Annotated in this window: 15 protein-coding genes; all 15 read right to left on the reverse strand. The window is 28.8% G+C overall.

Annotated elements, in window-relative coordinates; translation table 11 throughout:
• Positions 1–4: 4 nt before the first annotated feature.
• The gene (locus tag AB8B23_RS09300; RefSeq protein ID WP_369712514.1) at positions 5–892 is read right to left on the reverse strand and encodes an ROK family protein; all 888 of its coding nucleotides are present in this window, start codon (positions 890–892) and stop codon (positions 5–7) included.
• Positions 893–973: 81 nt separating this feature from the next.
• The gene (rfaE1, locus tag AB8B23_RS09305; RefSeq protein WP_369712515.1) at positions 974–1,975 is read right to left on the reverse strand and encodes a D-glycero-beta-D-manno-heptose-7-phosphate kinase; all 1,002 of its coding nucleotides are present in this window, start codon (positions 1,973–1,975) and stop codon (positions 974–976) included.
• A gap of 163 nt (positions 1,976–2,138) precedes the next feature.
• Positions 2,139–3,323 carry a type II secretion system protein GspD gene (locus AB8B23_RS09310; RefSeq protein ID WP_369712516.1) on the reverse strand — a complete coding sequence of 395 codons (1,185 nt, stop codon included), beginning with the start codon at positions 3,321–3,323 and terminating at the stop codon, positions 2,139–2,141.
• Positions 3,324–3,353: 30 nt separating this feature from the next.
• Positions 3,354–3,920 carry a hypothetical protein gene (locus tag AB8B23_RS09315; protein WP_369712517.1) on the reverse strand — a complete coding sequence of 189 codons (567 nt, stop codon included), beginning with the start codon at positions 3,918–3,920 and terminating at the stop codon, positions 3,354–3,356.
• Positions 3,921–4,023: 103 nt separating this feature from the next.
• Complete coding sequence (locus AB8B23_RS09320) at positions 4,024–5,433, reverse strand: hypothetical protein (protein WP_369712518.1); 1,410 nt, start codon at positions 5,431–5,433, stop codon at positions 4,024–4,026.
• 53 nt (positions 5,434–5,486) lie between these two features.
• Positions 5,487–6,086, reverse strand: a complete 600-nt coding sequence (locus AB8B23_RS09325; RefSeq protein WP_369712519.1) for a hypothetical protein — start codon at positions 6,084–6,086, stop codon at positions 5,487–5,489.
• 16 nt (positions 6,087–6,102) lie between these two features.
• Entirely contained in the window at positions 6,103–6,561 is a 459-nt protein-coding gene (locus tag AB8B23_RS09330; protein WP_369712520.1) for a prepilin-type N-terminal cleavage/methylation domain-containing protein, read from the reverse strand.
• 26 nt (positions 6,562–6,587) lie between these two features.
• Entirely contained in the window at positions 6,588–7,046 is a 459-nt protein-coding gene (locus AB8B23_RS09335; RefSeq protein WP_369712521.1) for a type IV pilus modification PilV family protein, read from the reverse strand.
• A 14-nt stretch (positions 7,047–7,060) separates the two neighbouring features.
• Positions 7,061–7,507: a prepilin peptidase gene (locus tag AB8B23_RS09340; RefSeq protein ID WP_369712522.1), complete on the reverse strand. Its 447-nt coding sequence runs from the start codon at positions 7,505–7,507 to the stop codon at positions 7,061–7,063.
• A complete protein-coding gene (locus AB8B23_RS09345) occupies positions 7,507–7,956 on the reverse strand; it encodes a type II secretion system protein (protein ID WP_369712523.1) in 450 nt (149 codons plus the stop codon). Before AB8B23_RS09345 ends, AB8B23_RS09340 begins: the two co-directional genes overlap by 1 nt.
• A gap of 252 nt (positions 7,957–8,208) precedes the next feature.
• Positions 8,209–9,120, reverse strand: a complete 912-nt coding sequence (gene fabD, locus AB8B23_RS09350) for an ACP S-malonyltransferase (protein ID WP_369712525.1) — start codon at positions 9,118–9,120, stop codon at positions 8,209–8,211.
• 134 nt (positions 9,121–9,254) lie between these two features.
• Positions 9,255–9,620: a hypothetical protein gene (locus tag AB8B23_RS09355; RefSeq protein ID WP_299570576.1), complete on the reverse strand. Its 366-nt coding sequence runs from the start codon at positions 9,618–9,620 to the stop codon at positions 9,255–9,257.
• A gap of 121 nt (positions 9,621–9,741) precedes the next feature.
• A complete protein-coding gene (locus tag AB8B23_RS09360; RefSeq protein ID WP_369712526.1) occupies positions 9,742–10,719 on the reverse strand; it encodes a beta-ketoacyl-ACP synthase III in 978 nt (325 codons plus the stop codon).
• 191 nt (positions 10,720–10,910) lie between these two features.
• Positions 10,911–11,102: a 50S ribosomal protein L32 gene (gene rpmF, locus AB8B23_RS09365; protein WP_071125227.1), complete on the reverse strand. Its 192-nt coding sequence runs from the start codon at positions 11,100–11,102 to the stop codon at positions 10,911–10,913.
• A gap of 220 nt (positions 11,103–11,322) precedes the next feature.
• Complete coding sequence (locus tag AB8B23_RS09370; RefSeq protein ID WP_369712527.1) at positions 11,323–12,621, reverse strand: TIGR00341 family protein; 1,299 nt, start codon at positions 12,619–12,621, stop codon at positions 11,323–11,325.
• Positions 12,622–12,661: the final 40 nt, after the last annotated feature.

The following is a 12,661-nucleotide window of genomic DNA, read 5'->3' on the forward strand; positions in this document are numbered from 1 at the left end:
ATCATTATTTTTTACTGTTTTCCAATGCAATTTTTCCCAATGCAATCGATCCGATAAATCCAGCTTCATCTCCAAGCCCTGGATAAACAACATAATCTTTAATTTTTTCTAAAATTTCCTCTTTTTGAACATAACCGTTTAAAAATTCCAGTACATATTTTCTAATTAATGGGAACAATTGCTGCTGTTTCATAACTCCTCCACCCATAATTATTTTTTGTGGCGATAAAATTAAAGTGTAATTCACAACAGCCTGAGCCAAGTAATATGCTTCCATGTCCCAAACTTCATCTCTATCAGCAAGTTCAAATCCTTTTTTTCCCCATCTATCTTCTATTGCAGGCCCTGCTGCCATTCCTTCCATACAATCCTTATGGAAAGGGCATCTTCCTTCGAATTTATCATCTTTATGTCTTTTCAAGAATATGTGTCCCATTTCAGGGTGAGTCAAACCTTGAAGCATTTTCCCATCAACAACTGCTCCAGCCCCAATTCCAGTTCCAACAGTAATGTACATAACATTTTTCAAATTTTCTCCAGCACCCCACCAGCTTTCCGCAAGCGCCGCTCCATTTACATCTGTATCAAATTCCATCGGAACATCATAATGTTTTTTCAACTCTCCTATCAAATCATAATCGCTCCAGTAAGGTTTTGGAGTTTTTGTAATATATCCGTAAGTTTTAGAGCCTTTTACAGGATCAATCGGTCCAAAACTCCCAACACCCATTACATCAAATTCCTTGTCTTTAAAATATTCAATAACTTGTGCCATTGTTTCTTCAGGAGTTGTAGTTGGAATACTTACTCTATCAATGATTTTCCCATCTTCAGTTCCCAATCCACAGATAAATTTTGTTCCCCCAGCTTCAACTGCTGCAATAATTGCCATAATTTCACTTCCTTTTCTTTTTAAATTTTTATTTGTATTTTTTTATTTTAAAACACCTTTAAATCAAAGGACATTTCATTTTTATATATTTTTTAATATATTGTCATTATCCTTGTAAAATTCTATTATTTCATCTTGCGTTGCAGTAGCAGTTCCTATTTTTGCCACTACAATTCCAGATGCCATATTCGCAATTACCCCAGCCTCATACAAATCCGCTCCAGCACATATCGAAAGTAAAAATGTTGATATAAAGGTGTCTCCAGCCCCTGTAACATCATAAACTTCCCTTGCCACAGTCGGTATCCTCTTATGTTTTGCTCTAAACAGCGAAACTCCCTCTTCACTTCGAGTAAGCACAACGCTGTCCAGTTTTAAATCATCCTTTAACTGAGCCATTTTTTCAGCAATTTCTTCCTCGCTCGTAAATTTTTTCATTCCAAAATAATCCAAAATTTCTTTTCTATTTGGAGTCATTGAAGTTGCTCCAACATAATTTTTAAAATTCTGCGGTTTTGGATCAACCATTACTTTTTTATTGTGTTTTTTTGCTATTTCTATAATTCTTTCTGATAAATGTTTTGTAAGCAACCCTTTATTGTAATCAGAAATCAATACTGCATCAATATTTTCAATGTTTTTTTCAAAATTTTCCAAAAGTTGATTTTGAATATCTTGTGAAATATCAGCATCTTTTTCCCAATCCAGTCTAAGTAACTGTTGACCTTGTGACAAAACTCTGCTTTTAATAATTGTTGGACGTGTTTCATCCTTCACAATTCCAGCAGGATTCACATTTTTATCTTCAAGCTCCTTTATAAATTTTTCTCCATTTGCATCATTGCCAATTACTCCATAAACAAAAACTTTTCCTTTAAGCGAAGTCAAGTTGTTCGCCACATTTGAAGCTCCTCCCAATACAAATCTTTCCTCTTCAATATTCACAATTGGAACAGGTGCTTCAGGAGAAATTCTGTTAACCTTCCCAATTAGATACTCATCTAGCATCATATCACCAATTACAGCAATCCTAACACTGTTAAATTTTTTTATTATTTCTTCAAGTCTTTGAATTGAAATCATTTTTTTCCTTTCCTTAATTCAAATTCATTAATTTAAAATTTTCAATTATATTTTTAATTTTAAATCTTTATTTAGTATTATACTACATATTTTGGAAATTTGCAGTATAATTTGTAAAGTTTTTCATTTGAACTCAAAAAAATTTAAAATGATTATTTTTTTATTAAGTTTTATCTTGAATTACTGCTTCAATTTCAATGTAAATATCCCGCATTTCCCTATTAGTACGTCGATACTTAAACAATGGACCAATTATAGGAATTTTTGATAATACTGGTACTCTTCTTATCGTTTCCTTGCTCACATCCTGCTTTAGCCCTCCAATAAAAGTTGAGCCACCATTATTCAACGTAATTGTTGTTTTAGTCTGATTCTTCTGTTTAGCTCCAGAAGATGCGTTATAGCTTGAAGTTAGCTTAAAGTTGCTTATTTCTGTATCAATTTTAAGCAGAATTTTCTTTATTCCATTAATTTTTCTAATTTCAGGATTTATCCTAAAGACTATACCTGCTTCAGAAAAAATCGGCTCTACATATTCCGTATCTTTCTTTGTAGTCTTTTTTTCTCCAACAAGCACTTCCTCCGTAACCTTTAATTCCCCTTCCTCATTTTCCATAATCATAAGTGTCGGCATTGCTTCTATCCGTATATCTCCATTTTCTTTCAGCAAGTTAAAATCTATTCCTAAAAATCGTCCTCCTTTTGAAAAAATTGACGCAATCGAAACTTCTCCATTCAAAAATTTTGCCACCAGATTATCCTTAGTCGCATTAGAATTATTACTATTTATGCTCCAGTCGATTCCAAGTCGCTCAAACAGATTTGAACTTGTATCAATTATAGTTCCCTTTATTATAATCTGCTCCTTTTCCTTATCCAGCGACTTTATAATCCTTTTCATCTCCTCAACTTTACTCTCATCTCCACTAAAAATTATTTTATTATCAATTCCAATAACTTCAAATCCAAAAAATCCATTAAGTGCCTCGGTAATATCCTTTACATTTCTGTATTCCAAGTCAACTTCCCCAGTTTTCTTTTTTACTTCCTTTACAGTCTGCTGTGCATTATTCTGATTCTGTCCCTGATTCTTATTTTCCTCTTTTTTAGTTACAGGATTATTATCTTTATTATCCTTTTTATTACTGTTTTTCCCCTTATTATCACTATTTTCCTTTTTTTCAGCCTGCACTTTCTTCGGAACTTCATAAATAAATATTTTTTTAGCATTTTCCACATCGCTCTTATTTACGTAATCAGCCGTTTTTGCTCCAAAAACATTACTCAAAGCAATCCAAAAAGCAAAAAAGCAAACAATTAACAATCTGTAACTTCTCTTTTTTTTCAAAATTCTAATCCCCACTTTCAAATATGTGATTTATACAATTTTCCCTTTATTTTCAACATTAATTTTCTTTTTGTCTATAACTTTCTCTATAAAGCCAAGCGAAATTTTAAATCCATCGCTTGTAAGTTCCATAAACATTTTGGAAGTATCGATATATTTTCTGCTTTTATTCACAAAATAAATAAATTTCCCAAAATCATTAAGACTTCCGTACATTGTAAAATGAATATATTTAAGTCTGTATCCATTACGTTCCCACACATTTTCTGACTTTGAGATTTCCTTCATTTTAAGCCCGCTGTCATGCGAAAACACATAAATCATCTTTTTAAATTCAGATTCATTTTTTATTGACAAAAACGACAATCTTTGAGTCAATGCCAATATTTGATTGTATTCGCCTATAATTCTTTCACGTTCTGACTTTTTCTCCTCCACTACATCTACAATCTTACTTTCCAGATTCCTTTTATTCTCAATCAAAATCTTTCTATTATTCAAAACCTCTTTATATTTCCCATACTTTTTGTTAATACTTATCAGCATAAAAATAACTCCAGCCACAAGTATCAATATCTTCAAATTTAATTTTATCATCTTATTTCTTCCTATATATCTTTATTCTATTAAAAAGTTTAATTACGCACTAAAACTTAAAAATTTCTGACTATTTGGCTTAAACTATTTAATATTTATCAATTTAAAATGGTTCAAGTACATACTCAAAAACCGTTGCAGTATCATTATCCTTCAAATACCCCAATTCAGAGCTTGGATATTTTCTCAAAATATTATTCTCAAATTTTTCAAAATTACTAAAATTCTCCATCTCCCCCTGTACAGTCCACTTTGTATTCTCATAATTAATTTTCGTATAACCAATACCATTTTTACTATTTTCAATCAAAAATTTTATAACCGAATAATATTCTCTCCTTTTTATCGCTCCATCAATTTCACGAAGTGTAGCAAGCTCCTTTGAATAATCTGGAATTTCCTCAGCCTTTTTCTTCAAATAATCCTTTTCTAGCGATTTTATCTCCTTCTGAATAATCTCATTTTCAACAGTTTTTTTCTCAAGTGGAATTGAATTATAAATCCAAAAATACCCAATGATACAAATTCCAGCAATAACAACATCAGAAAATTTTATATTTTTTACGCTCTCTTTATCAAAAATTGCCGTTTTATTCACAAAATCAGGACTATCCGAAAGTTCAGCCCCTGCAAATATAACTTTTACATCATTTTCTCCACTTCCAACAACTATCATATCTCCAAAATCAAAGTTTTCAACATCATACATATCCTCAGTTTTAAGCTCAATTTTTTCTATTTCAGTAATTTTTTCATCCACAATTAAAATTCTAAGGCTATTTTCTTCCCCAATCTGCAAAATATCTATTCTATCACTTTTATTCACTGACTTTACACCATTGCTAAAAATCTCTTGATTATCCCTACTCTCTTCATTTATATCAATTTCCTCTATTTCACCAAAATTCCTATCGATATCTAATTTTTCAATAACTCCTGTTTCCTGGACACTTTCAAAATTTCCTATCACATTATGAAAATTTTCTTCATTTCCAAAAAAATTATTTTCATTTTCAAAATTTTCATTCTGATTTATTTCAAAATTTCCGTCCCTATAGTAATTATAAACAGCCTCAAAATCTATTTTCAGCTCTGAAATTATCACAGAATATTTTTTCAGGCAATTTTTTACTTTATTAATCTCCCTTTTATCCAAATAAATATCTAAAAATTGATCTTCCAAATGATTTATAACCAATTTTCTATTCACAAAACTAATTTTTTTCTTAAAAATTTCCGAAATATCTTCCAAATTTATAGACTTTTTCTCTAACTTTTCAACATTATTTTCTTTTTTATGAGATTTTTCCACATTTTCTCCAAAATTACTAAATAAGAAATATGAAAAATGTAAAATTACAGTCGCTTTCGTATTTTTTTCAATCTGATTTTCCTCAAAAAACGATTCTAAAGCCATTTCAAGCTCCTGATTTTCAAAAAAATATATTTCTTCATTAAAATATATATAAATCTTATTTTTACTTCTTATATATATTTTTATTTTTTCTCCCATCACTCCCCCTTTAATATTTTATCTTATTTCTAAATATTTCATTTTGAACAGTTCTATAAAAAACCTGATTCCAAAACCCTCATTTCCACTTCTAGTGAACTTAATCTCCTAAATTCTACCTTTTCCTGAAACAATATCTCTTCATTCAAAATTTTCCTTGCAAAAACAACTTTCAATTCACTATAAACCTTATTTTCTTCAAGTGGTAAGTAATATTCATTATCACTACTGTCTCTTATTGACTTAACCTTATAATTCCCAACACTTTCAGCATCTTTTGCTAAAAAAATCAAATTTTTTATCTCAATAGCCTGCCCATTTTTTTTAAGAATACTGTCAAAATACCGCTCTTTCCTATCTAACAAAACTGTATTCCCATCGAATAAAAACCCTTTATTCAAAATTCGTTCTACATTCTGATTTTCCTTCTGTACCAAAAATTTCTTCTCAACCTTATTTTCCTTTTGGCTTTTTAAAAATACCATTTCCTTTTTTTGTCGCACATAGTAAGCAAAATTAATTGAAAATGCTGAAATTATTGACAAAATTACCAAAACATAAACAAGGCTAGCACCCTCATTTCTTTTTTTTATATTCTTATTTTCCCCCCAAAGTTTTATATTTTTCAATAACCTAAAATATCTATTCCCCATTATCCAAAACCTCAATTTAAATTCTCACAGCCCTAACACTATCATTTTTATCACTATTTAACTTAATAATCAGTAATTCCCCCACTTTCTCAAACCTTGCCTCACGAAATTTTCCAACTTCAGCTCTACTTCCAAATTTTTTCAAATCTTCCGCATCAGAAATATACAATTTTCCTTTATCAAATTCAATTTTGTAAAATAGCTCATTCAATTTAAAAACTATTTGATTTTCTTTAACAAAAATATTATTATTCTCTCCTTCATAAGAAAATCCCTGAATATCCCTATTCTTTATATCCAAAACAATTTTATCGATCGAAAAATACATTTTCTCATACATTTTTTGATTATCCTTCTTTGCCTTTTCCACAATAACCACACGTTTTAAGAACACAGAAACTACGAATACAAGCACAGAAAATATAAACATGCTTATTAATATTTCGACTAATAAATATCCTTCTCTTTTTTTCATTTATTTTCCTCCTGCAAACTAATTTTTTAACTATTTTCATCAATATTTGGAAAATAATAATCCCTTATTTTATCAATATTTATTTCAAAAATATATTCCTTCTGTCCAAGCTCATTCATAAAATACCCATCCGTCCTCTTTATTTCCAAATTTATTTTATCTTCCTGAAATTTTCCCTTTTTATCTCGTTTTTGTTCCAATTTTTTCAAAAATTGATATTTTTTCTCAATTGCAAATCTATTATAAAAATCATCTACTTTTGAAATCTCATATTTTCCAATAAAATTTACAATTTCATTATATTTTTTTGCCTTTAATATTTCAGCCATATTTTCAATATTTACATTCTTTTCATTTAAATTATCGACTTTGATATCCGTTTTAAATGTCTGTAAAAATAAATTTGCAACTGGTACAATGATAACTGTTACAAAAAACATCGAAATTAAACTCTCAATTAAAGTTTCTCCCCTATTCTTTCTCATATTTTCCCCAACTTTTATTTTCCAAAAATCTCAAAAATTACATAACTTATGATTATAAACGGTGCAAATGGAATATATTCATACTTTTTCCACTTTTTTAGAAATAAAAATAAAAAAGCAACTATTCCAGAAAAAATATACAAAATCATATAAAAATTTACAATCTTCTCCACTCCAAAATATCCCAAAATACCGCCAATCCCCATCATCAGTTTCACATCCCCAAAGCCTATCAGCGTTTTTCCAAAATAATCTTCTAAAATATAAAGTACTATCATGGGCATTGAATAAGCACAAATTCCCAGATAATAACCTTCTAAATTGGTATTTTCAATTGCTAATATAAATCCTAATACAAGTAAAATAACAAAACTTTCTTCAGGAATAATCCTTTTTTTCAAATCAATCCAGATAATTCTAAAAAAAATACAATATTTCACAATTTCAAGCACAATATTCATTATTTCCTAATTTCTTCCCCTGCAAAAGCCTTACTTCCTGCAGATACTTTGGCAAAAACCTCTCCATCCTGATAAACTACATTTCCTTCAATATTTCCAATCTTAAATTTCCCATTGCTTTCCAACCCAATTCCAAGTTTATTGAGATTTCCATGCTCTGTTAAAATATCCTGTAAATTCTTAGGTGCATCTCCACCATGATCAATGCTCCAAGAAGTTGTGGTATTATTAAGTTCCGCAACTGCTCCAATTACCTTACTTCTATTAGCCTTATTTAAATATTTCCCAACTTGTGGCACTGCAATTGCCGATATTATCGTAATAATCGCTACTACCAGTATCACCTCTACAAGCGTAAATCCTTTTCCCCTATCCTTTAATTCTTTGATTCTCTCCCTTTTTTTCATTTTTTCAATTTTACTCTTTTCTTTTTTTAAAATCTTATCCACGATTAACCACCTCTTTTTATTAATTTTTATTTAATAATTTATACTATATTTTTAAATAAAAGTCAATATATAAATTAAATTATTTTAAAAATCAATTAATTTTTTATAAATTATAGTTTTTTACATAAAAAAAGACTGTACCTAGAGATTTACTTCTAAGTCAGCCTTTATCACGCTTTTCTTATTTTTAAAATTTTAATTTTTTTAGTTTGTCGCAATATATATACAATCTATGAAAAGAAAAAGTATTTATTAGTTTATTGAATCTGATAAATTTTCAACATTTTCAATATTAATAACTTCAATTTCTTTATTAATTTTCTTAATTAGTCCTGCCAATACTTTTCCAGGTCCGATTTCATAAATTTTTGTAACCCCATTTTCAGCGAGTTTATTTATTGTGTCTACCCATTTTACTGGTCCAAATGTTTGGCTGTATAATTCATTTTGAATTTCATCAGCAGAATTTAAAATATTTGCTGTGGTATTTGCAATAATCCGAGTTGCTGGATTATTCCAAGTGTAATTTTCAAATTCTTTTTTCAAAATTTCTGCAACAGGTTTCATTAATGATGAATGGAAAGGTCCTGAAACTGCTAGAGGCAATGCTCTTCTTGCTCCTTTTTCCTTAAACAGTTCAAGATTTTTTTCAATTACTTCTTTCTTTCCAGCAATAACTGTCTGTTTTGGCTCATTATAGTTTACTGCCTCCACAATTCCATCAATTTCACCACATATATTTTCTACATCTTCTGCACTAAGCCCCAATATTGCAGCCATTCCGCCGTCAATATTAGCACTGCTCATTATTTCCCCTCTTTTTGAAATCAATTTTAATGTATCAATTTCATTTAAAACTCCAGCCGCATATAAAGAACTGTATTCTCCTAAACTATGTCCAGCCACAAAATCAGCGTTTATACCTTTTTCTTTTAATAATTTTGTTAAAACAACCGAAAATAGTGCGATTGCAGGCTGTGCATATTTTGTATTTTTTAGCTCCTCATCTGTTCCCTCAAAAATAACTCTTTTTATATCTTCATTATTTTTAAAAATCTCATCAATTAATTTTTTATTATCATCATTCACTTCATCATACAACTTTTTTCCCATCCCAGCATACTGAGTCCCTTGTCCTGGGAATACAAAAGCAATTTTTGACATAAAGTTCTCCTCTTATTTTCATATTTTTTATAATAAAATTATTCATTTTAATTTTACTTAAACCTTAAAATTTATTAATTTATTATTTTAATTTTGAAAAAATTCAAGTAATTTTAAATAAATATTCATTGTATTTATTTTTTTACTTCTTCTGCATCTACTATTTCTTCATTTTTTGATTCTTTAACATCTTTGCTACTAAATTTAGTTAATTTATTTTTATCAGTAATTTCCTTTACACCAAGTCCAAAGACAACTAGCCCTAAAATTAATGGAACTATAAATAATGGCAAGTCTTCCCATACATATTGAGTAACATATAAATATATTCCTACAATCAAGAAAATCCAACCATGTTTTTTCTTCTTAATAAGAAAATAACCTCCCACAAGAATCATTACAACCTGATAGTTTACAATATATTTCATAATATCCTCAGGTATAAATTTAAACAAACTTAAAACAATTATTACCAATCCCCAAAATATTTTTGAATTCATAATTTTCCTCCTATAATTTTTTATTTTTATTCATAAAATCACATCAATTTATTTTTCAAATTTATCTTTTTGTATTATTCTAGCTTTTCTACAAAAAACTCAATTTCTAATTATTTTACAACTATTTTGAAATTTCTACCAAAATCGAACCATAAGTCAGTCCACCACCAAATCCAGTAGCAACAAACTTATCACCCTTCTTAAGTTTTCCTTCCTTTATTGCCTCATCAAGTGCTATCGGAATTGATCCAGCCGAAGTATTTCCATATTTGTCCAAATTTACAAAAAATTTATCAAGTGGCTGCTTAAATCTTTTTGCAATTGACTCAATAATTCTGATATTTGCCTGATGTGGAATAAATAAATCAACATCATCAGCAGTTATTCCAGCCTGAGCCAATACATCTTCTACAGTTTCTGGGAAAACCCTTACTGCAAATTTAAATATTTCTCTTCCATTCATTTTCAGATAAATATCTTTATTATCAATTTTTTCTTTAGATATAGGCTCTTTAGTACCTCCTGCAGGCACTAATAATTCACATGCTCCAGAACCATCAGCTACAAGATGGCTCGCTAAATATCCTCCATTTTCCACTTCTCCAAGTACAACAGCTCCTGCACCATCTCCAAATAAAATACAAGTTCCCCTGTCAGTCCAGTCAATTACTCTTGACATTGCTTCTGCACCGATAACTAACACTTTCTTATAAATCCCAGCTTTAACAAAACTATGTCCAGCAGAGTAAGCGTAAACAAACCCAGTACAAGCTGCACTCAAGTCAAACGCTGCTGCATTTATTCCCAATTTATCCTGAACAAGTGCGGCAGTTGATGGAGTTCCATAATCAGATGTCATAGTTGCAACAATAATTAAGTCAATTTCATTTTTATCAATTCCTGCATCCTCAATTGCTTTTTGTGCAGCCCTAAATGCCAAATCTGATGTTCCTTCATTCTCATCTATAATTCTTCTTTCCTTGATACCAGTTCTAACTGTTATCCACTCATCATTTGTATCCACAATTTTTGCTAAATCATCATTTGTCATTATCTTTTCAGGTACATAAGATCCTGTTCCTAAAATTCCAACTTTCATATCTCACCTCAGATTTTATTTTTTATTCTCTATCTTTATTTATTTCTTTCTTTATAATTTTATACCAATTCCAGTTTAAAAATCATCTACTAAAGTCTATCATAATTCTATTAAAAATACAACTAAAAACATTCAAATTGAAAAATAATAAAATCAAAAAAAAAGCAAGACATAAATCCTGCTTCAACAAACTATTCAGCATCAGTTGCTTCATCATTTGCTAATACTTGTCTACCTCTGTAAACTCCTGTTTCCAAGTTTAATCTGTGTGGTCTTCTTATTGAACCGTCAGCTTCTACAACAATATTTGGAGCTTTGATAGAATCATGTGATCTTCTCATATTTCTTTTTGCTTTAGAGGTTCTTTTCTTAGGTACTGCCATTATTTATCGACTCCTTTCTAATTTTTATATTATTAATTTCTTTATTCAATATTGTAAAAATAATTATAAAAAATCATAATTTTTTCACATTTATACAAACTATTATAATAAATATAAAGCCATTTGTCAAGGCTTTAATATGTTTTTTCCATTTATTCACAAGATTTTTTATTTTTTTCTAACTTTTATTGAATTTCTGTTGCTTTAATTTTTCAAAAATTTATTTTTGATTCTCTTTAGATGATGTATTAACTTTTTCTTGCTTATTTTTTTCAATAATAATTTGATATTTTTTCTCAGTATCAAATTCGATATTTTTTATCTTTTCAGAAACTTCATCTGTCATTGTTTCATTCCCAACAACTAAAACAACAAAGTTTTCATTATTATTTGCATCTATCAATTTTCCAATTTTAACTTCGCTAATATTATTTGAAAAATTTTTATATAAAATATTTTCAACAGTTTTTAAATCATTTTCGAAAATTTCTTGATTTTTATTTTCAATCGGTAATGAAACATCTTCAGCATTTTCTTTTATTTTTTCTTCGTTCAGATATTTTGATAAGTCCTGTGCTGTTAAATACTTTTCATTGGATAACTGCTGTATTTTTAATTTATAGTTTTTCAATTTATATTTTTCCAGTTTTTTTTCTAATTTCTCAATATCCTGTTTTTTAAAGGCATCTCCTACAATTTTTAAAGTAACAGTTTTATCTTTTTTATTAATAGAATTATCAAAAACATAATGATTTTTTAATTCCCTTGAAATAAATTTTTTTAATGAATTTTCTCTCGCTGTATCTTGAACTAAAGTTGTTGCTGTATATATACTTGGAATAATTATGATTAAACTTACTATATAAAATATTATTTGTTTTTTTATTGAAATTTTATGTCCTGCTTCAAAAATATTTCCAGAATAAACTATCAAGCCAACTAATGTTGCTATCATTATAAAAAATACATTTATTATAAACAAATATCCTGCTCCAAGAAAAATTTTCAGATTCCCATGAGCAATCCCAAATCCTACTACACACAAAGGAGGCATTAATGCTGTTGCAATAGCTACTCCAGGAACTACATTTCCACCATCTTCTTTTGTTTTTCCAATTACTCCTGCAGTTCCACCAAAAATTGCGATTAAAACATCCCATAAAGTAGGATAAGTTCTTGCTAGTATCTGTGGTGTTGCATCATTTATAGGGCTTACTAAAAAATAAAAAGTGGAACTTACTACACTTATTAATATAAAAATTCCCAATCTAAAAAGTGACACATAAACTCTTTTTAAATTTCCATTTGATAATCCCAATCCTAGCGACTGAATTGGCGACATTAGTGGCGAAATCAACATTGCTCCAATAATTACTGCAACAGAATTTGTATTTAATCCTATTGAAGCTATAATCATTGCACAAATCAGAATAAACATTGTTTCCTTTGTAAAATCAGAATCTTCAATAATATTTCTTTTTAAAATCTTGTATTTCTCATGTTTTATTTTTTCTATCATTTTACCTCCATACATATTATAAATCTTAAATTTATTAAAT

It is taken from the genome of Leptotrichia sp. HSP-342, assembly GCF_041199995.1.
GTDB classification, from domain to species: domain Bacteria; phylum Fusobacteriota; class Fusobacteriia; order Fusobacteriales; family Leptotrichiaceae; genus Leptotrichia; species Leptotrichia mesophila.

Excerpts from the sequence above, each read along its gene's own strand:
- AB8B23_RS09300 (WP_369712514.1), bottom strand. The coding sequence starts at position 892 with ATGGCAATTATTGCAGCAGTTGAAGCTGGGGGAACAAAATTTATCTGT.
- rfaE1 (WP_369712515.1), bottom strand. The coding sequence starts at position 1,975 with ATGATTTCAATTCAAAGACTTGAAGAAATAATAAAAAAATTTAACAGT.
- AB8B23_RS09315 (WP_369712517.1), bottom strand. The coding sequence starts at position 3,920 with ATGATAAAATTAAATTTGAAGATATTGATACTTGTGGCTGGAGTTATT.
- AB8B23_RS09320 (WP_369712518.1), bottom strand. The coding sequence starts at position 5,433 with ATGGGAGAAAAAATAAAAATATATATAAGAAGTAAAAATAAGATTTAT.
- AB8B23_RS09325 (WP_369712519.1), bottom strand. The coding sequence starts at position 6,086 with ATGGGGAATAGATATTTTAGGTTATTGAAAAATATAAAACTTTGGGGG.
- AB8B23_RS09330 (WP_369712520.1), bottom strand. The coding sequence starts at position 6,561 with ATGAAAAAAAGAGAAGGATATTTATTAGTCGAAATATTAATAAGCATG.
- AB8B23_RS09335 (WP_369712521.1), bottom strand. The coding sequence starts at position 7,046 with ATGAGAAAGAATAGGGGAGAAACTTTAATTGAGAGTTTAATTTCGATG.
- AB8B23_RS09340 (WP_369712522.1), bottom strand. The coding sequence starts at position 7,507 with ATGAATATTGTGCTTGAAATTGTGAAATATTGTATTTTTTTTAGAATT.
- fabD (WP_369712525.1), bottom strand. The coding sequence starts at position 9,120 with ATGTCAAAAATTGCTTTTGTATTCCCAGGACAAGGGACTCAGTATGCT.
- AB8B23_RS09355 (WP_299570576.1), bottom strand. The coding sequence starts at position 9,620 with ATGAATTCAAAAATATTTTGGGGATTGGTAATAATTGTTTTAAGTTTG.
- AB8B23_RS09360 (WP_369712526.1), bottom strand. The coding sequence starts at position 10,719 with ATGAAAGTTGGAATTTTAGGAACAGGATCTTATGTACCTGAAAAGATA.
- rpmF (WP_071125227.1), bottom strand. The coding sequence starts at position 11,102 with ATGGCAGTACCTAAGAAAAGAACCTCTAAAGCAAAAAGAAATATGAGA.
- AB8B23_RS09370 (WP_369712527.1), bottom strand. The coding sequence starts at position 12,621 with ATGATAGAAAAAATAAAACATGAGAAATACAAGATTTTAAAAAGAAAT.